25 protein-coding genes are annotated in these 25,132 nt (G+C 44.7%); 8 read left to right on the top strand and 17 right to left on the bottom strand.

Translation table 11 applies throughout. From position 1 onward, the window contains the following. Window positions 1-15: 15 nt before the first annotated feature. Window positions 16-2,229 carry a family 1 glycosylhydrolase gene (locus tag FSB75_RS04610; RefSeq protein WP_146783472.1) on the top strand — a complete coding sequence of 738 codons (2,214 nt, stop codon included), beginning with the start codon at window positions 16-18 and terminating at the stop codon, window positions 2,227-2,229. Between the two features lie 108 nt (window positions 2,230-2,337). Here the strand turns inward: FSB75_RS04610 and ftsY are convergent, their stop codons facing one another. The 6 genes from ftsY to FSB75_RS04640 all read right to left on the bottom strand — a co-directional run bounded on the left by ftsY (window position 2,338) and on the right by FSB75_RS04640 (window position 4,769). Further along, window positions 2,338-3,303 carry a signal recognition particle-docking protein FtsY gene (ftsY, locus tag FSB75_RS04615; protein WP_146783475.1) on the bottom strand — a complete coding sequence of 322 codons (966 nt, stop codon included), beginning with the start codon at window positions 3,301-3,303 and terminating at the stop codon, window positions 2,338-2,340. 8 nt (window positions 3,304-3,311) lie between these two features. Next, on the bottom strand, window positions 3,312-3,518 hold the full coding sequence (locus FSB75_RS04620; protein ID WP_146783478.1) for a PLDc N-terminal domain-containing protein: 207 nt from the start codon (window positions 3,516-3,518) through the stop codon (window positions 3,312-3,314). Window positions 3,519-3,702: 184 nt separating this feature from the next. Next, the gene (locus FSB75_RS04625) at window positions 3,703-3,876 is read right to left on the bottom strand and encodes a DUF4295 domain-containing protein (protein WP_072835401.1); all 174 of its coding nucleotides are present in this window, start codon (window positions 3,874-3,876) and stop codon (window positions 3,703-3,705) included. A gap of 77 nt (window positions 3,877-3,953) precedes the next feature. After that, window positions 3,954-4,136 carry a 50S ribosomal protein L33 gene (rpmG, locus tag FSB75_RS04630; protein WP_146783481.1) on the bottom strand — a complete coding sequence of 61 codons (183 nt, stop codon included), beginning with the start codon at window positions 4,134-4,136 and terminating at the stop codon, window positions 3,954-3,956. A gap of 85 nt (window positions 4,137-4,221) precedes the next feature. Next, entirely contained in the window at window positions 4,222-4,458 is a 237-nt protein-coding gene (gene rpmB / locus FSB75_RS04635; RefSeq protein ID WP_146783484.1) for a 50S ribosomal protein L28, read from the bottom strand. Between the two features lie 89 nt (window positions 4,459-4,547). Further along, on the bottom strand, window positions 4,548-4,769 hold the full coding sequence (locus FSB75_RS04640) for a hypothetical protein (RefSeq protein WP_146783487.1): 222 nt from the start codon (window positions 4,767-4,769) through the stop codon (window positions 4,548-4,550). A gap of 152 nt (window positions 4,770-4,921) precedes the next feature. On the opposite strand from FSB75_RS04640, the gene lpdA reads away from it, so the two are divergent. Then, window positions 4,922-6,325: a dihydrolipoyl dehydrogenase gene (lpdA, locus tag FSB75_RS04645; protein ID WP_146783490.1), complete on the top strand. Its 1,404-nt coding sequence runs from the start codon at window positions 4,922-4,924 to the stop codon at window positions 6,323-6,325. Between the two features lie 217 nt (window positions 6,326-6,542). Here the strand turns inward: lpdA and FSB75_RS04650 are convergent, their stop codons facing one another. The 3 genes from FSB75_RS04650 to FSB75_RS04660 form a co-directional block, all read right to left on the bottom strand. Beyond that, window positions 6,543-6,851, bottom strand: a complete 309-nt coding sequence (locus tag FSB75_RS04650; protein ID WP_146783493.1) for a rhodanese-like domain-containing protein — start codon at window positions 6,849-6,851, stop codon at window positions 6,543-6,545. Beyond that, complete coding sequence (locus FSB75_RS04655; protein ID WP_146783496.1) at window positions 6,848-7,681, bottom strand: PASTA domain-containing protein; 834 nt, start codon at window positions 7,679-7,681, stop codon at window positions 6,848-6,850. Before FSB75_RS04655 ends, FSB75_RS04650 begins: the two co-directional genes overlap by 4 nt. Before the next feature lie 116 nt (window positions 7,682-7,797). Continuing rightward, a complete protein-coding gene (locus FSB75_RS04660; protein ID WP_227990767.1) occupies window positions 7,798-8,811 on the bottom strand; it encodes a D-alanine--D-alanine ligase in 1,014 nt (337 codons plus the stop codon). Between the two features lie 176 nt (window positions 8,812-8,987). On the opposite strand from FSB75_RS04660, the gene FSB75_RS04665 reads away from it, so the two are divergent. The 3 genes from FSB75_RS04665 (at window position 8,988) to FSB75_RS04675 (ending at window position 10,796) form a co-directional block, all read left to right on the top strand. Continuing rightward, window positions 8,988-9,278 (top strand): hypothetical protein, encoded by a 291-nt coding sequence (locus FSB75_RS04665; protein ID WP_146783499.1) that lies wholly within the window; start codon window positions 8,988-8,990, stop codon window positions 9,276-9,278. Window positions 9,279-9,425: 147 nt separating this feature from the next. Beyond that, window positions 9,426-9,836: an OsmC family protein gene (locus FSB75_RS04670; protein ID WP_146783502.1), complete on the top strand. Its 411-nt coding sequence runs from the start codon at window positions 9,426-9,428 to the stop codon at window positions 9,834-9,836. 147 nt (window positions 9,837-9,983) lie between these two features. After that, entirely contained in the window at window positions 9,984-10,796 is an 813-nt protein-coding gene (locus FSB75_RS04675; RefSeq protein ID WP_146783505.1) for a hypothetical protein, read from the top strand. Between the two features lie 4 nt (window positions 10,797-10,800). Here the strand turns inward: FSB75_RS04675 and FSB75_RS04680 are convergent, their stop codons facing one another. The 4 genes from FSB75_RS04680 to FSB75_RS04695 all read right to left on the bottom strand — a co-directional run bounded on the left by FSB75_RS04680 (window position 10,801) and on the right by FSB75_RS04695 (window position 16,325). After that, on the bottom strand, window positions 10,801-10,998 hold the full coding sequence (locus tag FSB75_RS04680; RefSeq protein ID WP_146783508.1) for a hypothetical protein: 198 nt from the start codon (window positions 10,996-10,998) through the stop codon (window positions 10,801-10,803). 312 nt (window positions 10,999-11,310) lie between these two features. Then, window positions 11,311-12,747 carry a hypothetical protein gene (locus FSB75_RS04685; protein ID WP_227990768.1) on the bottom strand — a complete coding sequence of 479 codons (1,437 nt, stop codon included), beginning with the start codon at window positions 12,745-12,747 and terminating at the stop codon, window positions 11,311-11,313. Between the two features lie 454 nt (window positions 12,748-13,201). Further along, entirely contained in the window at window positions 13,202-13,723 is a 522-nt protein-coding gene (locus FSB75_RS04690) for a hypothetical protein (protein WP_146783514.1), read from the bottom strand. A gap of 103 nt (window positions 13,724-13,826) precedes the next feature. Then, window positions 13,827-16,325, bottom strand: coding sequence for a GMC family oxidoreductase N-terminal domain-containing protein (locus tag FSB75_RS04695; RefSeq protein ID WP_146783517.1), 2,499 nt, complete (start codon window positions 16,323-16,325; stop codon window positions 13,827-13,829). A gap of 230 nt (window positions 16,326-16,555) precedes the next feature. On the opposite strand from FSB75_RS04695, the gene FSB75_RS04700 reads away from it, so the two are divergent. The 3 genes from FSB75_RS04700 (at window position 16,556) to FSB75_RS04710 (ending at window position 17,772) form a co-directional block, all read left to right on the top strand. Beyond that, a complete protein-coding gene (locus FSB75_RS04700; protein ID WP_146783520.1) occupies window positions 16,556-16,933 on the top strand; it encodes a group III truncated hemoglobin in 378 nt (125 codons plus the stop codon). A 140-nt stretch (window positions 16,934-17,073) separates the two neighbouring features. Beyond that, window positions 17,074-17,259, top strand: coding sequence for a DUF3606 domain-containing protein (locus FSB75_RS04705; RefSeq protein ID WP_146783523.1), 186 nt, complete (start codon window positions 17,074-17,076; stop codon window positions 17,257-17,259). 108 nt (window positions 17,260-17,367) lie between these two features. Then, entirely contained in the window at window positions 17,368-17,772 is a 405-nt protein-coding gene (locus FSB75_RS04710) for a hypothetical protein (RefSeq protein WP_146783526.1), read from the top strand. Window positions 17,773-17,841: 69 nt separating this feature from the next. On the opposite strand, the gene FSB75_RS04715 is transcribed toward FSB75_RS04710, so the two are convergent. From FSB75_RS04715 to FSB75_RS04730, 4 genes are all read right to left on the bottom strand, one after another. Beyond that, the gene (locus FSB75_RS04715) at window positions 17,842-21,285 is read right to left on the bottom strand and encodes an ATP-binding protein (RefSeq protein WP_146783530.1); all 3,444 of its coding nucleotides are present in this window, start codon (window positions 21,283-21,285) and stop codon (window positions 17,842-17,844) included. 205 nt (window positions 21,286-21,490) lie between these two features. Next, window positions 21,491-22,903, bottom strand: coding sequence for an arylsulfatase (locus FSB75_RS04720; protein ID WP_146783533.1), 1,413 nt, complete (start codon window positions 22,901-22,903; stop codon window positions 21,491-21,493). Between the two features lie 16 nt (window positions 22,904-22,919). Further along, window positions 22,920-24,041 carry a glycoside hydrolase family 88/105 protein gene (locus FSB75_RS04725; protein ID WP_146783536.1) on the bottom strand — a complete coding sequence of 374 codons (1,122 nt, stop codon included), beginning with the start codon at window positions 24,039-24,041 and terminating at the stop codon, window positions 22,920-22,922. A gap of 72 nt (window positions 24,042-24,113) precedes the next feature. Beyond that, the gene (locus tag FSB75_RS04730) at window positions 24,114-25,097 is read right to left on the bottom strand and encodes an aldo/keto reductase (protein ID WP_146783539.1); all 984 of its coding nucleotides are present in this window, start codon (window positions 25,095-25,097) and stop codon (window positions 24,114-24,116) included. Window positions 25,098-25,132: the final 35 nt, after the last annotated feature.

Below are 25,132 nucleotides of genomic sequence, written 5' to 3' on the forward strand. Positions count from 1 at the left end.
GCAGAACCTGTAATTATGATGGACGATAAACAGAATAACGCAATAGAACTTTGGGGTGGAATTGAATGCACGATCAACAGGGTAGAAAACAACTATTTTGACCAGCTTGCGTATTCGGGGCATTACAACCGCATTGACGATATAAATCTTTTGGCAGATACGGGCATTCAAAAAATTCGCTATCCCGTTCTTTGGGAAAAGCATCAGCCGTACAAAGATGAAAAGATAGATTGGGATTATACAACCGAAAGATTGAACGCTTTAAAAGTGAAAGGCGTAAATGTAATCGCAGGCCTGGTGCATCACGGCAGCGGCCCGGCTTTTACCAATTTGCTCGATCCCGAATTTCCTTATTTGCTGGCTGATTATGCCCAAAAAGTAGTGCAACAATTTCCCTGGATTGAATATTACACGCCGGTAAACGAACCGTTAACCACAGCCCGTTTCAGCGGGTTGTATGGCTTTTGGTATCCGCACAAAAAAGACGATGCTTCTTTTTTAAAAATGCTCTTGCAACAGGTTAAAGCAATTGTGCTGAGCATGCAGGCCATTCGCAAAATCAATCCGCAGGCAAAGCTGGTGCAAACAGAAGACCTTGGGAAAACGTATAGCACAAAATCATTAAAGTATCAGGCCAATTTCGAAAATCACCGTCGTTGGCTAACCTATGATTTGCTCTGCGGTTTGGTAACGCCGCGGCATCCTTTGTGGAAATACTTTTTAAAAAAAGGCATTACGACAAACGAACTTGATTTCTTCCAGCAACATGCTTGCGTGCCCGACGTATTCGGTTTCAACCACTACCTGACTTCCGAACGTTTTCTGGACGGACGCTTGAACCATTATCCAAAGCATACGCACGGCGGCAACGCGTACCAGCGCTACGTCGATGTGGAAGCGGTCCGCATCGAAATGAAAACAGATTGGGGCGTTCGTGCTTTGTTAAAGGAGGCATGGCATCGGTACAAGCGTCCTATGGCCATAACCGAAGTGCACTTGCATTGTCACCGTGAAGACCAACTTCGGTGGTTCAAGCACGTATGGGCTTCGTGTGAAAAATTAAAAAACGAAGGCGTTAACATCGAGGCCGTTACCGCATGGGCCATGCTTGGCTCTTATGGTTGGAATAAATTGCTAACCGAACCCGCAGGCGATTACGAACCCGGCGTGTTTGATGTGCGAAACGGTGTGCCGCGGCCAACCGCTTTGGCAAGATTTCTAAAAAAAGAAAATCAACCTTCGCATCTTCGTTTGCTTTCAGCGGGCAAAGGCTGGTGGCAACGTACGTCTCGTTTCTTTCACAAGCCAATGCTTTTACAAAATACCGTTGACAATGTTCCAGAATGCAGCGCTCCATTGCTGATCATAGGAAAGAACGGCACACTCGGGAGAGCCTTTGCAAAAATTTGCGAAGACCGCTTTCTTTCCTATCAGCTATTAAGCCGCGACGAATGCAACCTTTGCGATGAGGCGTCTATTCAATCGACGATTGAAAAATACAAGCCTTGGGCTATTGTAAACGCAGCCGGTTTTGTTCGCGTTGACGATGCAGAAAGAGAATTTGAAAAATGTTTTTTTGACAACGTAAAGGGCCCTGAAAATTTAGCAATTGCCTGTGCGTACAACGGCGTCAAACTCGTAACATTTTCAAGCGATCTTGTGTTTGATGGAAATAAAACTGCGCCGTATGTAGAAGACAATGAAACTTCACCGCTCAACATTTACGGCCGCACAAAAGCACAGGCCGAGGAACTTGTTCTAAAGGCAAACTCAAATGCACTCCTTATTCGTACAAGTGCTTTTTTCGGGCCTTGGGACGAATATAATTTTGCGCACTTTGTGCGGAGAAGTTTGCTGAACGAAGAAACCATTTCTGTGGCAAAGGATGTGTTCATCTCTCCTACTTACGTTCCTGATTTGGTAAACGCTACACTTGACCTGTTGGTGGATGATGAAAAAGGCATTTGGCATTTGGCCAATCAGGGCGAACTAACCTGGGCTGATCTGGCTTACGAAATAGCAGATCGCTTTGACTTAAACCGGACCTACATAAACGCGGTGCGAAACGAAGAACTGGCTTTGCCGGCAAAGCGGCCCTTGTACAGCGTTTTGTCAAGTGTTCGCGGCATCCTGCTTCCTCGCTTAGACAATGCTTTAAAGCGTTATACAGATACCATGCAAGTAGCGTTTCAAAAGGAAAAACAGTTGTTGCGAAACGCAAGAGCCTGAGACAGGTGGTATTGGGATATTAAGAATTTCCCTCTCTTTGTTTTTAGTGCTGATATGTTTTGCTGGTCAATTGCCGAATAGTTTTATTCGAACGTCTCAATGGTCTGCTTAGTCATTCTTCAGACTAAAAAGACTGTCAACAAACTCATGCTTGTCAAACACAAGTAGGTCTTCCATTTTTTCACCGACGCCAATAAACTTCACCGGAATTTTAAACTGATTAGCAATGGCAAGAACAACACCGCCTTTAGCTGTTCCGTCGAGTTTGGTGATAGCGAGCGCAGTAACATCGGTGGCTGCGGTAAATTGTTTTGCTTGTTCCAAAGCGTTTTGACCGGTTGAACCGTCAAGCACCAGTAGCACCTCATGCGGCGCATCTGGGATTACCTTTTGAACGCTGCGTTTGATTTTGCTTAATTCATCCATTAAATAGGCTTTGTTGTGCAGACGACCAGCGGTATCAATCAATACCACATCCGACCCGCGTGACAAAGCACTTTGAACCGTATCAAAAGCAACCGCAGCCGGATCTGATCCCATGGCCTGTTTTACAATAGGCACGCCTGTGCGTTCGCTCCAAATAGTAAGTTGATCAACAGCAGCGGCGCGAAACGTATCGGCAGCACCAAGCAAAACCTGCTTGCCCGCTTTTTTAAAGTTGTAAGACAGTTTGCCGATTGTCGTTGTCTTTCCCACACCGTTTACACCGACAACTAAAATCACGTAAGGCTTCGTGGGAAGATCGGTGTGAAAATCATAAACGTTAGAAGAAGGCGCATCAACTAGCGTGGTTTCGATTTCCGCCTGCAAAATGCTGTTTAGTTCAGACGTGCTCACGTATTTGTCTCTTGCGACACGCTGCTCAATGCGTTCGATGATTTGAACCGTCGTATCAAGGCCAACATCAGCAGTGATGAGGGCTTCTTCCAAATTGTCCAGAACTTCTTCATCCACCGTGCTTTTACCCGCAACGGCTTTGGTAATTTTTGAAAAGAAATTGTCTTTGGTTTTTTGCAGGCCTTCGTCGAGGCTTTCTTTTTCTTTCTTGCCAAAAAGCTTGTTGAAAAATCCCATTACTGTAATTATTTATGCTGCCGTGAGTATTTGAAATAAACAAGTGAACCGAAAACTGGAACGAATACAATTGCTAAAATCCAAGCCACTGATTCTTTTCGGCCAATGCGCTCGTTTAATAACAAATGAATTAAACCCGCAATCATCAACAGAAGAATGAGAACGGAAACAGCTGTCCATACTACCAGTCCAGATTCGGGTGCAAGCATTTTCATTTAATACGTTTTACTCAAATCTAAGTTGAATAGAATTACCAAACGACGAACGGATTGCCCTGCGACCAAGCTTCGGATAAACTTGCAACGGACGATTAGCTAGAGCGGAGCAGCCGGTATTCAAAAACAACAAAAGCCGTCAATAAACACTGACAGCTTTTAAGAAGTTTTGCGAAGCCTTGATTTATTTCTGGGCCAAAAAATCCTTCACCTTGTCTTTGTGAATGATTGCTTCTTTAAACGTGTAAGCGCCGGTTTTGGGACTGCGCACAGCTTTGATCACTTTGCTCCAGTTTTTTGCTTCGGCGGCGGCTCTTGCGTCTTTTGATTTGATGGCCGTTTTTGCTGCTTTTGCCATGATGTTGGGTTAATACGTTAATCGGTTAATGGGTTAATAGGCTGACTGCTCAGTAACAGAGTAACCTATTAACTTATCTACTTAATTTCTTTATGCACCGTCACCTTCTTCAGGTTGGGGTTGTATTTTTTCAACTCCAAGCGTTCGGGGTTGTTTTTTTTATTTTTCTCGGTGATGTAACGACTGGTACCGGGAACACTGGTAGTTTTTTGCTCCGTGCATTCCAAGATGACCTGTACGCGGTTTCCTTTCTTTGCCATTGTTTGTTAATTTGATGATTCGCTACTGTGATAATTTGCTAACGGTTGAGCTAATTAGCAGATTGACCAATTAGCACATGGCACATTAGATGTGCTGGCCTTGAGCACGAAGCTCTTTTACCACGTTATACAATCCTCTTTTGTTAATGGTTCTAATGGCGTCGGTTGTCAACTTCAGGGTAATCCATTTGTTTTCCTCGGCCAAAAAAAACTTCTTCGTTTGCAAATTGGGTAAAAAGCGACGCTTGGTTTTAATGTTGGAGTGAGAAACCGTGTTTCCTCCGATGGGCGTCTTGCCGGTTACCTGACATACTCGTGCCATGACACAATAATTTTTAGGTCGGCAAAAGTAGGGATTTGATTCGAGATTTAAGACTTAAGATTTGAGATTTTTTATTCGTTCTCAAAAGTTTAGCAAATGTTTTCAAAGGAGTGACCGTTGATTTGCAGGATTTGATCGTCGCCAATGACATAGCCTGCATCGGTTTCCACGATGAGTCGGCCCGACACTTCATCCATCTTTACAACATGTCCTTTGATTTCGGTAACGCTGCCTTCTACCGAACGGAAGCGAATTGTGGCCGGCCTTTTCAAATCCATCAATTCTTCGAGGTAATTTTTTAATGCGTTCATGCTGGTGCAAATTATAGGGAAAGATGACGCAAACTTATTGCCAGCCCTGTCCAGCGCCTTTTGACAGTAAGCCATTTTTCCGTTAGCTTCGCCACTCGAAAAAAGCGACATAAGGCGCTGCAAAAATCTCAAATCTCAAATCAGAAATTCTTATGGCATACGACGTTGTTGTTATCGGTTCGGGCCCTGGCGGTTATGTGGCTGCCATCCGCGCTTCACAGCTTGGCTTTAAAACGGCCATTATTGAAAAAGAAAGCTTGGGCGGAATTTGCTTAAACTGGGGCTGTATCCCTACTAAAGCGCTTTTGAAGAGTGCACAGGTAATGGAATATATCAAGCACGCAAAAGACTTTGGTATTGAAGCCAGCGGCCAGCACGACTTTGGCGCCGTGGTGAAACGCAGCCGCGGCGTGGCTGACAAGATGAGCAAGGGTGTTCAGTTTCTGATGCGCAAAAACAAGATTGACGTCATTATGGGCTACGGCAAACTGGTAGCCAAAGGAAAAATTGAAGTGACCGCCGCAGACAACAACAAGCAATCCGTTGAAGCGAAATACATCATTTTGGCCACCGGCGCCCGCAGCCGTCAATTGCCTTCGATGCCTATTGATGGCAAAAAAATTATTGGTTACCGCGATGCAATGGTACTGCCGCAACAGCCCAAATCAATGATTGTCGTAGGCAGCGGCGCCATCGGCGTTGAATTTGGCTACTTCTACAACAGTATGGGAACAAAGGTGACTATCGTTGAATTCATGCCAAGGATTGTTCCGGTTGAGGACGAAGAAATTTCTAAAGAACTGGAAAAGAATTTCAAGAAGAACGGCATTGACGTGATGGTGAACAGCGAGGTAACCAAAGTGGATACCTCAGGCAATGGCGTAAAGGCTACCATTAAAACACAAAACGGAGAGCAGGTTTTGGAAGCCGACGTCTTACTGAGCGCCGTGGGCATTCAACCAAATATTGAGAACATCGGGCTTGAAACGCTGGGCATTAAAACCGACAAAGGCAGAATCGTAACAGACAAATACTATCAAACAAACGTTCCGGGCATTTACGCCATTGGCGATTGCACACCAGGACAGGCGCTTGCGCACGTGGCCTCTAAGGAAGGCATTATTTGTGTTGAAGCCATTGGCTACGCCGAGAAGAAATACGGCCACCAGCCAGAAATTTTGGATTATGCCAACGTGCCGGGTTGTACTTATTGCACACCGGAAATTGCATCGGTTGGCATGACGGAAAAACAAGCCAAGGAAGCTGGTTACGAAGTAAAAGTGGGCAAGTTTCCGCTAAGCGCATCAGGCAAAGCTTCGGCTGCGGGACACACGGAAGGTTTTGTAAAAGTGATTTTCGATGCCAAGTACGGCGAATGGTTGGGTACACACATGATTGGCTACAACGTTACCGAGATAATTGCCGAGACCGTTGTGGCACGCAAGCTCGAAACAACATACCATGAAGTACTCAATTCTATTCATCCGCACCCAACCATCAGCGAAAGCATTAAGGATGCAATAGAGGTAGCTTATGGTGAAGCAATACACTTATAATTCTCGGGGTATTGACAATTCCGGCTCAAGTTTTCAAGTCTGTTGCTAGATAATTTTGAATGCTTACTACTTTACAGAAAGTTTCTCAAGCAAATTTTATAAATGCCAAAGAATGAGACTTTTCGGAAAAATTAAAAATAAAAAAGCAGCCATTTTATTAGGCTGCTTTTTTATTTTATTCTGATAAAAATTTTGATTGAGCTGCTAGCTGACAGGCCTATTTCCCGAACTTTTCCTGCCAAGCCAAAATCCCTCCTTCTACATTGGTTGTGTCACTAAAACCCATCTGGTCAAGTATCTGACAAGCCATCATACTGCGTTTACCGCTTCGGCAATGAACAATTACTTCTTCGTCTTTCAAGTCTTCAATTTCATCCAACTGCATGGTTTGAAATTTCCCAAGCGGAATAAGCCGCCCGCCAAGATTGGCTTCTTCGTATTCGTGCGGTTCGCGGCAATCAATTAAATTGATCTTTTCGCCGCGGTCGATTCTTTCTTTGAGTTCATCAACGGTAATATTTTTCATTGTTTTTGATTTGCTGGAGGAGGATTTACCGGAGGTTTTGCTGTTAATGAATCGGTAACCGGTTTTTCTACTTGTAAAAATAAATCAACCATTTGGCCCGGCCGAATGGACAGGCGTTTTCCATCTTCGGTTTTTGGCGACGGACGCTGTTCATAAACAAAAGCATTTTCCTTGTCGGTTACTTCGGGTTTAAAAACCGGTGCGCCAAGAATCAAACCTTGCGCATCCAACAACGCCTTTGCTTCGCTAAATGTTCGGCCCACCAACTCCGGAACGGGAATAAGCTCATCGCTGACGCCGAGGCCGAGAACAAGGTCAATTGTGCTTCCCATTTTAATTTTCGTGCCCACCGAGATTGGATTGCCGTGAAAAGAGGCTTCGAGCACCGTATTCTTTGCAAAATCGGGACGAAAGGTTGTGTCGCCAATTTTCAATCCAAGATTTTTCAGGGTGAGCTCGGCATTTTTGTAACTGTATCCTTTCAGATTGGGCATTTCCACGTCTGGCGCCACGTAACGGTTAATGGTTACGTAAACCGTGCGATTGATCTTAACCACCTCATCCGCTTCGGGTATTTGTTTTAGGATTTGTCCGGGCGGCAAGGAATCGTAATATACAGAGTCCTGGATGATCAAATCGAAAGATTTCTTATCGAGAATGGATTGGGCATCTCTCAAGCTTTTTCCTGTAACGGCTGGCACGGTATTGCTTTCGCCGTGTTTGGTGATCCAGTTCAAGGAAAGCACAAATAAAAACAAGATCAGGAAGACAATGCCCAGCGCTAAAAGGATATGGAGCCAAAAGGGTTTGGTATGCAAAAATTTAAACATTCGGAATGGCTGTGTTTGTAGGCTGCAAGATAGCGAGGATGAGATTAAGACGAATACTGAAGTAACGGTTTAGCAGGAAGGATGAGTGACTCATCTCTGCTGAACGTTTTCATTTCTTAATCTCTGCGTTTCAACGCTTCCTCTACCAATTTGGTATAAAAATCAGTCAGATTCCAGCCCTTCGCTCTCACTTGTTGCGGTACCACGCTGGCATCACTTTGACCAGGAATGGTGTTTATTTCCAGCATAAATGCTTTGTTTTCTTTTTCATTATAAATGAAGTCTATTCTTACCACACCGCTGCAATTAAACACGGTGTAAATTTTTGCAGCGGTTTTTTCCAACACCTCTTTCCATTCGCCGTTAATGTTTGCGGGAGTTGTTTCGGAAGATTTGCCCTCGTACTTTGCTTCGAAATCAAAAAATTCGTTGTGGGCGACCACTTCGGTAATGGGCAGAACCTGAACCGTTCCTTCAGCCTTGAAAACACCCACAGTAAACTCCCTGCCCTGAATCATTTCCTCAACTAAAACCTGGTTATCTTCTTTAAAAGCTTTTTCAAGGGCTGTCCCCAATTCTTCCGAAGCCTTGTTCACTTTTGACATACCGATACTCGAGCCGCCATTATTGGGCTTTACAAAAACCGGGTATTTCAGACGCAGGGCTTCGTCAGGGTTACTAAACTGACCTTTGATAAATAAAATTGATTGAGCTACCGGAATACCCGCCGCTGCTGCCACAGCAGTTGTGTACCTTTTGTTAAAGGTGAGTGCCGACGTAGCTGCGTTGCACGATGTATAGGGAAGATTGAGCATATCGAAATATCCCTGTAGCTTGCCGTCTTCTCCAGGTGTTCCGTGCATCCCTATAAACACAGCATCAAAATTGATTTTCTGCCCTTTTGCAATGATCGAAAAATCGTTTTTGTTCACTGCCGTTTTGCTACCACTTTCGTCTTCGTAAAACCACCCAGCGGGTGTTACATCAATTGTGTAAACATCGTAACGTTCTTTGTCCAAATGATTGTAAATGGTTTTGGCAGAGCGGTAAGAGATGACGGCTTCGCCAGAATAGCCGCCGGTAACAAGGGCAATTTTTTTCTTCATGGCGGCAAAACTATGTAATAGCATTCTATTAATTTTTGTTGACTTATCTTTAGCCGGTTTCGTTGGTTGTTGAAGGTTTTGACACGGTCTGGTTTTTTTGTAAAACAAAGGCAAATAGACGCTTAAAAGCGACCGATTTACACAACCAAATGGTGTTTATTTCGTCTTATTTATGTATCAGAAAATTTGGAGATTACCGTATGCGAAAAGGAATAACCGAGAGCAGTTCTACCACTCCGCTTACCCTGCAAATGCTTCGTAAAATTGAAAACGACGGTTACAAATACGTCCAGGTAAAGGGCCTTACGTTTGACAAACATTACGATTACGTAGAGCCGCATTTTTTGGTGTTGGTTCCCATGAAGGAATTGCCCACCGCACAGGAACACAAAGACGTTTACGAACCTGTCCCAAGCACGCTTTTACAGAAATGGGCCACGGAAAGCGACGACGCACTCGAGATCGTCATTTCAACGAAACAGTTGAGTTAGGGAAGCTCTTCAAAAAATCTAAATCTCTTCTTGCAGCGCAAAAGATTTATGCTTTTGCGCTGCTATTTTAATCCCTTCCCTTCATCGCGCCTCGCTCCGTTTTTTCAAAGCCAAACTCCTTAGCTTTGCTTTCTTAAAAAGGCAATTATGATCAGACATGCATCGGCCGTTTGGAACGGCTCCGGTAAGGAAGGCAAAGGCACGGTAAGCTCACAAAGCGGTGTGCTCAATCAAACGCAATATTCGTATAACAGTCGTTTTGCCGAAGGAACAGGCACAAATCCCGAAGAATTGGTAGCTGCCGCACATGCAGGTTGTTTCACCATGAAGTTGAGTTTTGTGTTGGGCGAAGCGGGTTTCACTCCCGAAAGCCTGGAAACCAAATGCGAGATTACATTTGAAAACGGTGCTATCACCAAATCACACCTGACAGTAAACGGGAAAGTGCCCGGCATCAGCAAAGAAAAATTTGATGAATGCGTGAAGAACGCAGAAGCAAACTGCCCGATCTCAAAATTGCTTAACACCGCTATTTCATCGGAAGCAACGCTTGCTTAATCACACGAAAAACTTATCAGAGCATTCCGGAGAAACGGAATGCTTTTTTATTTGCCTTTTGTGGATGAAAACGGTCGTTCACAAGGCAACAAAAACCTTTAACACCTTCTTGGTGGAGGGTACTGTTTTTGTTGCTAATTTCCTTTAGTGAAAAAAATCCTGCTCCTTCTTCTTTCTCTTTATGCACTTGTAGCAGAGGCGCAGGATGTAAGCGGTTTTTGGAAAGGAGAACTCACCTTTGTGGGCGGTTGCTTTGCCCGTAACAATATTGAACTCCAATTAAAAGTGGTAGGCGATGGTGTTTACGGAAGTTCCTATCATTATCTCGACGTAAACAATTACATCCGCAAAGACGCAAGCGGTTATTTTGATGCAAAAAACCGGAAACTGGTAGTGCAGGAAGGTGCAGTCACGGACCAAAAACTTATTGACCGATGTAGCATCTGTATTAAGAAATTTCAATTTTTGTACAGGAAAGATGGAAACAAAGAGTTTTTAGACGGCTTTTGGACGGGGAAGCTCCAGGGAACAAACATAGATTGTGGAACCGGCGGTACAATCACATTATCGAGGGCAACAACTCCTACGTTTGCCGAAGAAAAAATTCCTGAAGTAAAAGTTGATACTGGCGAATTGAAGCTGCGTTTTTACGACAACGCAACCATTGACGGGGATTCAATTACCGTTTTGGTTAACAAGCAGGTCGTGCTCTCTCACCACCGGCTTACCGAAGTGCCCGGCGAGGTTAAAGTTCGCATCAGTCTTGAGCAGCCAATGGTAGAAGTGGAAATGATTGCGGAGAACGAAGGTTCGATACCACCTAATACGGCTTTTTTGGAAGTTATTGCCGGAAATGTTTACCACCGGCTCTTTATGGTTTCTACAAAAAATAAAAGCGCTAAAGTGCGCTTTGTATATGATAAAGAAGCGGCAAAGAAGCCACAAGTGCTTGCTTTTTAAAAAATTACAAACCTCTGTAACTACCACCGTTATCGTCGAAACTATAACGCTTAGGCATAATCACGATTTTGGCCGCATTATTCACTGTCTTTTTTACCGGAACTGCGGCTTTCTTTACAGTGCCAAGATTGTTTTCCATTAAAGCGGCTTTGCCTGCGTTGTTGGCATTAATTGTGACCTGCCAGGGCGTACTATTTGTCATTGTTAAATTTATTTTTAGGTGAGCTATTGATTGACATCATAAAAGTACACCCATTAACAAGCCTTCTCTAAGCATATTTACTAAGTGATTACTATCCTTAAATCCTTATAAATTTTTTAAAACACTTGCTGGGAAAGGGTTTCAGCGGATGCAGAAAGCGACGACCAAGGCAAAAAACAAAAGAGAAAAATCTTTTATTGATGAGGTTATGAAACTCTTAGGAGGCGTATATCGAAGAATTTTACCAGCCACATTTGTGCAAGGAATTTATGCCTTCAACGGGCAGCCCTTACAGATTACCATCACTTATGACTAAGCTCTGCGTTTGCTCTGAAGATACTTTTCCTGAACGATAACGGCCATGGGTTTGTGGTAAACTTTGCTTTCCAACCAGGAGAGAACGTCAAGGTAGGCAAAGGCGCGGGTTTCAAAGCGGTTCTTTTCGAGGCCTTTAATTCGTTGTAGAAGATCAGTAAATTCTTTTTGAAGGCCCTTTGTAGCCGGATTGAAACGGTTCCGCAAAAAGCGAAAAATTTCTTCGTCTACAACGGTCAGGGTTTCCATCTTGGACATAAAGCGGTAAACCGAGCGGGCCAGGTATTCAATGATACTGAAATTCCCAAGTTCATAATGCGCCATCAAATGGAGCAGACGGGCATAGCATTGCAGGTCGTTACGAAGGTCAACCTTCCAATTGATGATTTTTTGTACGTAGTCGATACAGGTTTCATAATCGCCGCTGCCGAAGTAAAGCGAAGCAATTTTGTAGTAAAAAACCAGTACGCGGTGGCGATCAAGGTACAGAGCATATTCTTCCAGTTTTTCTTCAATCTGCGGCACCAGCACAAGACCTTGCTTAAATGTGCCCACCATAAAATGATGGTTGATGCGGGCTGTGTTTAGGTAAACAAAAGTCTGAATGTGGTTGTTGTCGTTGACATTGGCCACTTCTGACCGGCTAAACTTTTCAAACGCTTCCAGCGTGCTTTCAAATTTCTGATAGTGCCGCAAGTCAAACAAAGCATTGAGCAAATTGTGTAGCCCTTTAATGTAGTGCCCTGTTTCCACCGGCAGCATGTGCGATTGTTCGTGAAAAAGGTCCACCCACTTTTGCGTGTATTTGTAGTACATCAAAAAGTCCTGGCGAATGAAAGCATACCAGCAATAGCACTGGCACAAGTAAAGGTTTTCGTAAAAGCCTGGGTGCAGGCTAATAACTTTCGGAAAGTGTTGTTTAAAGAAAGTTTTTACGCCTTCCTCGTCTTTCTCGTTGCGGGCATGGCCATTATTTATGTACCAACTATAAAGCTGTAGCGTAAGGTTGGAAAGGTCAGTGATGCGTTTGCGTTTTTCCGCCACTTCATCTGCTTCCGCCGAAAGAACTTCAGCCCGGTTCTGCATGCTTCGGGTGATGTAAAGCGTTTCGATCTTTTTTTCTAACGAAATAATTTGAATAAGAAAGCTATCCTGGTTGTAATGACGGGCTACTTCCTTTGTCTTTTCCAGAATTTTTAGGCTTTGGAGGTAAAGACCTTTGTTGTAAAGGATTTTGGCAAAATCAAGCTGCTCGTGAAGTTGAATGTCTATGTTCTCGTCGTTCCGAAGAAGACGCAGGCTAACAAGGATTTGTTTGTACAGGTGTGCTTTAATATTCGAAAGCTGTTGCTTCTTAATGGAAGGAATCTTTTTTAAAAGTGTGCCTTCATCATATTCGGCCATCTTATCCAAAGCATCAAAAAGCTGGATCATCTTCAAGTCCTCATTTGACGAATTACGTTTGACGTACAGCTTAAAACTCCGCTTCTCCCCTTTCTGCAGAGAGCGGATTAATTGAAACAAGCTGTCCACGGATCGGTTAGGCATCGTAACAAAATTATTTTAAAATCCGCCACAGGCAAGGGTTTCAGCGGTGGCATTTTTGCTTTAGCACTGTATTTTAAGCCCAATTTTAATCTTGAACTCCACTGTTGCCTTTTTATCTTCGAACCGGGTTACAAAGAAAAGGATTCAATCCGTTATAAATACCTTATTCAAAATAAGTTCATATAGCAAGCAATCGTTAGATCACCCGCTGTTTCCACAGCGGGTTTTTTTATGCAGTTAAGCCCGATTCTTTGAACAACATGCTTTTAAAAAAAACAAAGCACCGTATTACGCGATGCTTTGTGAAAAAAGATTTCTAAAACAATTTTGTTTGACGACATCAGGTTCCGACGGCATAGACACCAAAGGTTGAATTTTTCGCCAGTGACTTTACAATCCAACCCGAAAGCACAGGATAAAAGCCGTCAATCAAGCTCATGGCAATGATATAAGCGTACGGGCTTTTAATGCCGAGATAACTGTCCATGCTCCACGTACCAAGGATCATCTTTTCGGCCACTTTTACAATGAAACTAAGGAAGGCAAAGAAGATAAATTGTTCCAATACCGGCCTTTCATATGTGCAATAGTAAAGCCAGCAAAGGCAAATGCCCACCCAAACAAAAGAATGCAGAGCATTGTCAAGCCAAGGCAAAAAAGCCATCATGCCTACACGGTAACCAAGGTAATTTCCACCAAACATGAGCAAGGCCCAGAACAAAGACAAAAAAAGAAAGGTCGCTTTATAATTGAGTTCGACGATGGGTTTTGGATAACGAATGAAGAGAAACAACAAAAAATAAATGAGCACAACAAGTGCATAATCAAAAAGCGTGTTGTTGGCGCCAAGTATTTCGTTCATAAAAGAAGTTTTAAATGATAAAGTGAGACGTAAGAAGTCAAACGTGAAACCTTTACGAACGCCAATTGTAAAGATTGTGATGCTTCACGTCTCACGCTGACGTTTACACTTTGCTCAAATCCGGTGTAATGACTTTTACGCCGCCGGTTTCTACCGTGTCGGCTACGAAAGGCACGGCATATTCGGCAAAAGTCATTACCGATATTTGCGGGTTCACGCCAATAGCCGTTGGGAAAACCGATGCATCGGAAATAAACAAATTGTCGTAACCGTAAACCTTCAACTGTTCGTCAACAACCCCAATTTTGCGATTGCGGCTTAAAATATTTCCGCCTTGCGGATGTCCCGTTCCCAGCGTGATGTCGCTGTTGTCTTTAATATCGTAGCGCATCTTCTTCAATTCTTCTTTTGTCGCGTATTCGTAGTAGCCAAAGGTGTTCGGCATCACGCATTCGGCGCCTGCTTCAAGGTAAATTTCCCCGGCCAGTTCAATGCCATCAATCAGCGTGTCAAAATCCTTTTTCGTAGGCGTGTAACGAATGTCTCTTTTCGTTAAACCGCCCACTCGTATTTCCGCGTTTGAATCGCTGCCCACAAGTACACCGGTGCAGGCCATGCGGTTGTAGCGGTGCATGTTTTTCCAGTGGTCACTCCACCAACCCGGCATAATGGTGCTTTGAAACATGGGCGGATTAAACCAGGTTTCGAAAATGAACCCGCGACTGGGAGAAATTTGAAGAAAATGAGAAATCTGCAAGCCTTTGTATGCATCAATCACATCGGGAAAAACAGATGAAATGGGCGAACCCACGTTAAATGAAAGCCGCTTGCCCGCACGACCGGTGGCAATGCCCGAACGTTGCAAAAGCAAACTCGAAGAAAGGGCGCCGGCTGAAACCACAAAAGTTTTTCCCCGCACTTCTATCTTTCTGCCGTTTCTGAATTGGGCAATTAACGAAGTGATTTTTGCGCCTTTTGATTTTAATTTAATCACTTCACAGCCTGCAATGATTTGAAAATTTTCAGCACCGGCTTTTTCCTGCGCTTGTGGAAGAATGTTGTTCAACATGGAGAGTTTCTTGCCCCATTTACAACCGATGTTGCAATAGCCGCAACCCACGCATTGCTGAATGTTGGCTGCCACTGAATCCGCCACGTTCGGCGATTTGTCCAAACCCATTCGTTCAATTCCCAATTTGAATTTTTTTCCGCCGGGATTTAAGTATTCTTCTCTCGACATAGTGCTTGGCGTATCGTTGATGCGGTGCACGCCAATCATCTCGTTCACCTTTTTGTTGCATTGAATGTAGCGGGCAAGGTCGAGGCCCGCATCAATGCCGTTGGTATCGTTCCAACGATCAAGAACAGCATGCGGTGTATCAAAACAAACTGCATTGTTTACCACGCTTGAGCCGCCAACCGTGCTTCCCTGTATTACCTGAAAACGAAAATCAGCGGCTTGTTGCAAAGCGCCATCGGCATAAAGCCGTGATACCATGTCAATCTCGTCTTCATTAAACTCTGACGGGTCGGTATGCTCTCCGCGTTCAATCATCAACACCCGCTTGCCTCTTTCCGCCAAACCTTTCGCCATGATAGAAGCGCCGGGACCTGAGCCAATAATCACCACGCCGTCCCAATCAATTACATCCCCTTTTACATCCTTTTCATTCTGCACTTGCAAAGGCTGGTTGTTTTCGTACGGCAAATCTTTCATTCGCTTTTCCGTATCGGCGCGTTTGGAGAAAGGCTCGTAGCCAATGGTCGGATGCACACGCGGGTCGTTGTAATAACCCATAAAACAAAGCTGCTTGCCCATTCTTATCATGCCTTGCACCAACATGCGAATGAATGATGGCGCAAACCGAAGTGATACGTCCTGGTAAAAATGCCGCTCCAAAAAAGCTTTGCGGGCATCGGGCCGCATGTATGATGTAGGCGACTTCAAAAACACAAGCGGGTACAACTCAAGGCTTGTTAGCGCCAACTTTGTGACCCACTTATTGGTGGCTTTAAATGAACTCATGTAACGATCAACACTTAGCGCTGTCTCTTGGGGTGAAATCGCTTTCTCGTCACCTTCAATCAGGACTTCGGCCAGTGCTTTCAATGCGCGAAACTCCATTGGCGAAAAATATTGAAGGTTGTACCGGGCCTTCTGCGCTTTGTTATATAATACAATCAGAATGGCGTTCAGCGCAGCGTCGAAAATAGTTGAGTATAAAATCAGCGTACTCATTTTCAGGCTGCTGTTGGCCATTTGAAGAGTGTAATTGTTCTTTGCAAAAAGAATGAGAATGATACCAGACAACACAGCAAAACACATTACCACCATGATGGCTTCTACGGCAATAAGATAACGGCGCACATCGCCGGCGGCCACAAAACAAAGCGCCGCAAACAAGCCCATTTTGATGGTAGAATTGTTGGCAAAAGCCGGATCGTTAATGAAGGCGTAAGGCTTGAGAAATTCGGGCATTAAACCAATCGGCGGCAGAAGATAAAGCAGCACCCCACCGAGGTAAATGAAAAACAAAATGCGCAGGTAAGATTTCAGGTTAAGTTCCTGTGAGGTTAGCGCAGCTCCACTTTTGGTTGACATAAGCTTGCATTGAGAAGTGAAGAAATTATTGATGCTGTTCTTCGGGAACGAATGAATGCATCATAAGGAAGGATAAATTAAATATAGACCATATTTTGGAAAAACATCCCCGTAAGTTTTGAACGAACAGCGTACTCCATCCGCTTAATTTTCTTTATAGAAAGAATGAAAAACGTCCTTGGCGCAAAGCTTGCTGCCCTTGATCTTTGCCGCGTTTAAACAAACGGAAAATGACAAAGACCGATATTCAAAACAAGGACGATATTGAAAAGTTTGTAAACGGCTTTTACAACAAGGTGCGCCGCGACGAAATTCTATCGCCGGTGTTTGAGGCAAAAATTCCCGATGCAGCTTGGCCTGCACATTTGCAACGCATGTATGCTTTTTGGAACGCCATTCTGTTTGCCGAAACCGGTTTTCAGGGCAACCCAATGCAAAAGCACTTAGGCTTACCCATTGATGAAAAGCACTTCGGCCGCTGGCTTATTTTATTCAACCAAACAATTGACGAAAGCTATAGCGGTCCAAAGGCAGAAGAAGCAAAAACACGAGCCGCTTCCATTGCCGGCATTATGAATTTCAAGATTGAAAACTTTCGCAAATCCTAACCGAGCCAGAGGATTTATCAAATTCAACAGAAATTGCTGAGTACGATAAAAGAGTTTAATGTAGAACCATTAACGGCTCTTACTGTTCAGGTGTTGAACAATTGGTACAAAATTTATTCGTGTATTTTAAACGAAACACTATGGCAGATGACAAAAACGCAAGAGACGGCCGCGACCGCGGACGCGTAGCGGGTGACGAAGAGTACGAGGTTAATTACCTGGCGCAGAAACTAAACGTGTCTGTGGACGAAGTGAGGCGGGCTGTTGAAAAAGTGGGCAATAGCCGCGAAAAAGTAGAAGAATACCTGCGTAACGGCAGACGCTAATCAAAAATACCCCCGCAAAACGGGGGTATTTTTCGACCGTGTTTCCACATTTGTAAAAAAGAATTTTATAGGCACAATAACTGCATGACTAACCTAAACAACACAACCATGAAACCAGAAGAAATCAAAAATATGCAACCCAATACGGAAGACAACCGCACGGGCGAATACACCGAAAGCAATGACCGGCTAACGTTTATGAACAACGAAGAAAACCTTATGAAGAAGCTGGAGCAACACGGCTATCGCGAACAGTTTAAAGTACAAAAGGACCGGTTGGTCAGTTTAACCACGGGCAAAAAATATAAATCAGCCGATGTAAAAGCCGTTAACTTCTACCGCTTTGAAGGCATTTCCGATCCGGATGACATGAGCATTCTTTATGCCATTGAAACCTGTGACGGTGCAATGGGAACACTCACCGATGCCTACGGCCGCTACTCCGATGAGGACACCGGCACTTTTATGAAGCAAGTGGAAATTGAAAAAAAGCTGCACGGCATGAACGGTTAAGCAAACCGCAAAAAGTCATTGCATTTTGAAAAAAGAAAAAGGAAAACCATTACCGGCGGTTTTCCTTTTTTACTTGTTTTGTTTCAACGGCAAGATGACGTAAAAGCTTGCACCCTTTTCTTTTTCGCCTTTGGCAAAAATTACCCCGTGATGGTTGGCAACAATGCGGGCACACAAAGCCAGGCCAATGCCCGTGCCTTCGTAAGCTGCGCGATTGTGTAACCGTTGAAATATTTCAAAAATTTTTTCGCTATAAACCGGATCGAAACCAATGCCGTTATCGTTGAACGAAATTTTTATAAAGTCTTTATCCGGAAATAAGGAAAGATGTTGTTCTTTTTCAGCGGGCGAAAGGGCTGCAGCTTCGATTCGAATCTCGGGTGTCTGGTCGGTTGCTGAAAACTTTATTGCATTGCTCAACAGGTTTCCAAACAATTGATTCATTTGTAGCGGAATGGCTTCCACAACAGGCAATTCGGCAGCGCGAATGACGACGTTTTTTTCCTGTATGACGAGCTCAAAATCGTGCGTTACGTTTTTAAAAATTTCGTTCAAATCAACCGGTACAAATTGTTCGAGTTTGGTAAGCCGCGAAAAGTTCAGCAGGTCATTAATCAGCGTTGACATGCGCCTGGCGGCTTGCACAACTTTCTCGTAATGCTGCACTGATTTTTCGTCCAGTTTCTCTGCGTTACGTTCGTACAAAAGCGTGGCAAAGGTTTGAATTTTTCGCAACGGCTCCTGCAAGTCGTGGCTTGTAACAAAAGCATATTGCTCCAGTTCTTTGTTCGATCGCTCCAGCGCTTCGTTTATCTCTTGCAGTTCTTCGGTTCTTTTTTGCACTTCGCCTTCCAACCGGGCCTCGTTTTGCTCCAGCACCTTTCGGGCCAATATCATTTCGGTCACATCAACCGCCACCACCATCACCCCGCCGATTGTACCATCAATTTCCAGCATCGGCGTGTAAGCAAAATTGAAGAAGACCTTTTCTAATTTTCCCTTGCGTAGTAAGGTTACTTCAAATTCATTTCCATAAAAGGGCACACCCGATGTATAAACGTTGTTAAGCAAATCTTCCACGCCGGTTCCTTTTAACTCCGGAAAGGCTTCGTGCAAGGTTTTGCCAACAACATCATCCTTGCCGGCAATTTCCAAGTAGCGTTCGTTTGCCAACTCAAAACGTTGTTCCTTTTTACGCAGAATGGCAATGGCAACCGGCGCGTTCATAAACAAATTGTACAACTGCCGGAAAGCGGTAATGCGGCTCTGTGCAATTTTAATGTTGCTGTCAATGCGAGATAAAAGTTCCCTGGCAGAAAAAGGTTTTACGAGGTAATCATCGGCACCGGTTTGCAAACCCTCAATGGTCGCCTCTTCCCCTGCTCTTGCCGACAATAAAACAACCGGTGTGTTTTTGGTTTTTGGATGTTCCTTTAAATGTTTCACCAACTCAAAGCCGCTCATTTCGGGCATCATCACATCGCTCAGAATCAGGTCTGGTTCAAGGGCAATTGCATTTTCCAAAGCCAGCTTTCCGTTGCTAACGGCAGTAACTTGATAGCTTGTGCTCAACAAACGCTGCAAGTATTCCCGCATGTCCGTGTTGTCGTCAGCCAGCAACACACTTGGCCTTCGTGTGCTAACACTTGTGGACGGCGGGTCTGCTTCAAAATGATTCTCTGACGGAAGCCATTTCATGGCTTCATCAATAAATACGTCGGTGCTGGCAGAAAAGCTTAAAGACGATTGCTCCAGAACAATTTGTTCCGCTGGCAAATGATTCTTGCCCGCCAAAAGTGTAACGGTGAACGTTGTGCCTTCTTTTAATTTGCTCTGCACATGAATACTTGCCTGATGCAATTTTACCAGTTCCTGAACCAGGGCCAGGCCAATGCCCGTTCCTTCCTGGCTCCGTCCGCTAGCATTGTGAACGCGATGAAATCGTTCAAACACTTTTTGCAATTCCGTTTCCGGAATGCCTACACCGGTATCGGTTACGGAAAAATAAATGCGGTCAGACTCTTGTTTCAATCGCAAGGTTATAGAACCGCTGTACGTGTATTTAAAGGCGTTGCTCAAGAGATTGAGAACAATCTTTTCCCACATGTCCACATCAACGTAGGCTTCAATGTTCTCGCCGCAATCAATGTTTAGTTGCATTCCTGCTTTTTCAACGGTTGCGCGAAAAGTACTGGCGAGATCCTTTGTTAATGAAGAAACGTTTACACGCTCAAACCGGGCTTGCATCCGGCCGGCTTCAATGCGCGAAAAATCGAGCAACGCGTTTACCAGCTTTTGCAACCGCTTTACGTTGCTTTGTGCCACCGACAGGCGAAGCCTGTTTTCGGGAACGGTATTCGGGTCGTTCAGTGCGTCTTCGATAGGCGCAGCCATTAATGTAAGAGGCGTACGAAACTCGTGGCTGATGTTGGAGAAGAAAGCTGTTTTTGCGCGGTTAATTTCGGCCAGAGCCTCGGTACGTTTGCGCTCTTCTTCAAGTATGTGTACATCAGCAAAAGAAGTGGCAACCTGGTCGGCTATCAACGCAAAAAAGCCCGTGTATTTTTCGTCCAATAAACGGTAAGGATTCAAACCGACTATCAAAAGACCATAGGGTTCCTTCGAGCCGGTTTGAATGATGGGCAGTACCATCAATTTATTTGGCGATACTTCCCAGGCACCCCTTGGCATCGGCCCAAACTTTTCATTGAGCCCCTCGAACAGTTGCGGCTTACGCGAAGCAATGGCATTCTTTATTGTGCTTACGACTTCATTATCGGCAGAAAGATCAACTTCTTTTGAAATAAATTTTTCCGACTCGCCCAGAGGGGTAGAACCGGAAAGTATGGCCTTGGTGTTGGTAACGGTGCGAAACAAAGCAAAGGGAAAATCATGTGGGTTTTCTTGCAGGGTTGTCATTGTTTCTTCAACAATCTCGGCATTGCTCCGGCAATCGGCAAGGCGTTTGCCCAATTGCGTCAGCGTTCGCAGTTGACGTTCGCTGATGATTTTGTCCGTATCATCAGTGTTGGCGCAAAACATACCCTCTGTTTTGCCACTGTCGCTCGGAATAGGTGTGTAAGAAAACGTATAATAGGTTTCTTCGGGATAACCGTTGCGCTCCATGATGAGCAACTGTGATTCCACGTAAGTGCCTTCGTCCTGCTCCATTACTTGCTTTAGCATAGGCTCAATGTCACGCCAAATGTCCTTCCACACTACCGAGGCCGGCTTGCCAAGTGCCCAAGGATGCTTGCCTCCTACAATGGCTTTATAGGGATCGTTGTAGAATTTAATGAGCTCTTTGCCCCAGCCGATCCAAATGGGCTGCCGCGATGTAAGCATGATGCGGATACAGGTGCGCAGGCTGTGCGGCCAGGTTTCGACAGAACCAAGCGAAGTTTTGCTCCAGTCAAATTCGCGGATGAGCCGTCCCATTTCGCCGCCACCGGATAAAAACTCAGGTATTGATATCGTTTTCTCCCGCCCTTTTGTTTTCGTGATTTCGTTCATTTTACAAGAAGCTTGTTAACCGTATGGTTGCGATTTTTCTCGCCCCTTATCATAACAATGCGAACGACAGAATGGTTTTTGGCTTCTTGCAAACGCAGTTTTTTCTGTGGCTTGTTTGTGATAAAAAGGAGAAAGGACCACAAATCTAAAGACTATGGACATTCAAAAGTCTTGCGCAAAAAATGCTCAGCCTTTCTATCACGAATCATTCCGATGGCATCAGCGGCCAATCCTTGTTCGGAACATAAGCTTCTTTCATCAATGCTTCTATCTGCCGTACAACGCCGGGATGTTGTGCGGCAACGTTGGTTTTTTCCTGCGGGTCGGTCTTCAGGTTGTACAATTCTATTGGCGGCGAAGGCGTTTTGCTTACGTTCAGTTTCACACCTTTCCACTCGCCCATCCGAACGGCTTGTTTGCCGCCTGCTTCGTGCAGTTCCCAATAAAAGTAATCGTGAAGCTTTTGCTTCTCTCCCTTCAACGCAGGCATGATTGAAATGCCGTCAATATTTTTTGTCGGAGCTGCGCCGGCCTGTTGTAAAAACGTTGGAAGCAAATCCCACAGAGCGGCGGGTTCAGTATTGATTGTTCCGGCTTTGGTCACTCCTTTTTGATAAGCGATAAAAGGCACGCGAATGCCGCCTTCGTATAAATCCCGTTTGATGCCGCGCAAACCGCCGTTGCTGTTGAAGAAATCAGGATCGCCGCCGTTCTCCTTGTGCGGTCCGTTATCGCTTGTGAAGATGATGAGCGTATTTTCTTGCAGCCTTTTTTCTTTTACGGCATTGATTATCTCGCCAACGAATTTGTCAAGCCTGGCTACCATTGCTGCAAAAGCCGCATGTGGATGTGCATCGTAGTGATGCTTCTCGCCGTCGTTGCCTTTTAGTGTAGGCACAGCGGCTTCGTTGAATTTTTTTACATAGTAATCATAAACCGCGTCGTGCGGCACAATGACATCGGCATGAGGCAAGGTGTAAGGGAGATAAAGAAAAAAAGGTTTGTTGTGCTTAGCCTTGATAAAGTTCATTGCCTGCTCGTGAATTAAATCGGCGGAGTAAGCAGCATCTTTTTTTAGGTTTCCCGAAAGATCAATGCGGTTGTGGTTGTGCCACAGATGATCGGGATAATAATTGTGCGCAAGCGTTTGGCAATTGTAACCGTAGAACTCATCAAAGCCTTTTTTCTGCGGATCACCGGACGAGGTAATAAAACCCAACGACCATTTGCCGAATGCAGCGGTTTCGTAACCCGATTTTTGCAAAAGCATGGCAACCGTGATGACCGAATCGGGCAAAGGAACTTGTCCTTCCGGTTGCAGGGTTTTGTTTCCGCGAATGGCGGTATGGCCTGTGTGCTGACCGGTCAGGAAACTGCTTCGTGAGGGTGCACAGACCGTAGAGCCGGCGTAGAACTGTGTAAACTTCACGCCCATTTTTGCCAGCTTCTCAAGATTGCGTGTTTCTATCTTTTGTTGTCCGTACGGGCCAATATCGCCGTAGCCCAAATCATCGGCAAGAATAAAAATGATGTTGGGTTTCTTCTGCGGTTTCTGCGCCACTGCTTTATTTGCGTGAAGTAAAACCAGAAGGACTCCCCAAATAATAAACTGCTTCATGGGTTCGAAATCTTGTTTATTTCAGCTTATATACTTCGCTGCCGGCCAGTAAAAAACAGCCCAGGCCGTAATCTTCAAAATCAGGAACGTTGTTGTAACTCACGGGCTGACCGTCCTTTGGTTCTTTACCGGTGCCTTGAACAAAGCCCAACATTCCGTCGGAATGCACGGCTTCTTTCACCATCGCCTTCCAGGCTTTTGCAACGACGGGCCTATAAATTTTTTTATCCAGAATTCCATTGTTCAATCCCCAGGCAAAACCGTAGGTAAACAGTGCTGTGCCCGATGTTTCCTTGCCGCCAAAATGCGAAGGATCGTGAAGGCTCACGTTCCAGAAACCGTCGTCACGTTGCACTTTAATTAAGGCTGCGCACATGTCTTTAAAGTCCTGAAGGTATTCGGTGTAATGAGCATCGTTCTTTGGCAATTGTTCCAGCGTTCTTGCCAAGGCTGCCAACACCCAACCATTGCCGCGGCTCCAATAACAATCTTCGCCGTTCGGTTCTTTGTACGGCGGCACAAAATCTTTGTCGCGCCACCACAGGTGATCTTCCGCATGGTACAATCCTTTGCCGCCTTGGTTGTATTTGGCGAAAGCGTAGAGGTCATACATTTTGCGGAAATAAGCCGTGTCGTTGTACACCACACCAAGCCGCACAAAAACCGGCATTGCCATTTGAATGGCGTCAATCCAACTCCAGTCGTCTTTCTTTTCGCTGTGCACCGTGTTATCTATGCACGCCTTGATGCTTTTGATGCGCTCTTCTTTTTTAGCAAGCAGGTAAAGATCAATAAAGGTTTGCCCACAACACTGGTCATCGGCATTGCGGGTAGTGATGCCGTTGCGCGGCGTCCAGTTGTGCTTCTCACCCCACTGCACGGCGTAATCGTAAAACTTTCTTTGCGGATCAATTTTATACAAAGCCATGAGGCCTTCGTAATAAACGGCACGTGTCCAGATGTTGCTTGGCCGTTCCCGGTTGGTAACAATGGGCTTGCCCGCATCCGGCCACTTGTTCATAAAGTATTCGTTGGCAAGTCGCAAAGGCTTCAAAATTTTCTTCTTTGAAGGAAGCTTTTGCGCAACCACGTTTGTGGCAATGAATACGATAAGAAGCAAGGAAGAAATGAACTTCATATAGCGAGGTTAAATGAGAAAGCTATGTTAGAGCAAAACGATTTGCGCAGCGTCCTGTTGCGTCCTGAAAATTTAATAATGCCCGCGAATGACTGCTTTAATTTTTTCGTCGTAAAGATTTCGCAGTTTTTTATGTGTTTCGTTTGAGAGCGGCTCAAGTGAAGATGCCGCAACGTTGCTCTTTACCTGCGCAACCGAAGACGCACCTGGAATTACCGTTGTAACTTCGGGGTGATCGAGTATCCAGCGCAAAGCCCATTGCGCTGTGCGTTCATCCGGCAATAAAGAAGCAATCTCTTTCGACAACTTCACTCCTTCTTTGAACTCCACGCCTGAAAATGTTTCCCCTGTGTTGAAGGCTTCGCCGTTTGCATTGTAATTGCGGTGATCAGATGCAGCAAACGTTGTTTGTTCAGTAAACTTCCCTGTAAGCAAGCCACTGGCTAGCGGCACGCGAACAATAATGGCAACGTTCTTTTCTGCAGCTTTCGCAAACACTTCATCCGCTACGTGCTGACGAAATAAATTGAAGATGATTTGCAGGGAAGCCAATCCTTCTTGTTCTAAACAAATCAGCGCTTCTTCACTTGTTTCAACGCTGGCACCAAAGTTTTCAATCAAACTTTCTTCTTTTAGTTTGCGCAGATGATTGAAGACATCTCCCTTTCGCATTTCTTCGGTGGGAATACAGTGCAATTGCTCCAAAAACAATTTCGAAGCATCAAGATTCCTTAACGAGCTTTCAACTTGTTGCCGCATTGCATCGTAGCCAAAATTTTGCGGCCAGCCATTGTTTCCATCATGTCGGCGTCCAAGTTTGGTCGCAATAAAAATTTCCTTATCTGTTGCCTTCAAAAAACGACCAATTACTTTTTCACTAATGCCCATGCCATAGACGTCGGCTGTATCAACAAAATTTCCACCTGCATCAACGAAGGCTTGTAAAATAGCAAAGGCTTTTTCGTCGTCAATCTTGCCCCAATCGGCGCTGCCCAACTGCCATGTTCCCAAACCAATTTCTGATACCTTGTATTTACCAAACGAACGGTATTGCATACGAATGAAATTTTAAAATGAAGAATGCCAAAGTT

Origin of the sequence: Flavisolibacter ginsenosidimutans, from assembly GCF_007970805.1 — a bacterium.
In the GTDB taxonomy this organism is placed as follows: domain Bacteria; phylum Bacteroidota; class Bacteroidia; order Chitinophagales; family Chitinophagaceae; genus Flavisolibacter; species Flavisolibacter ginsenosidimutans.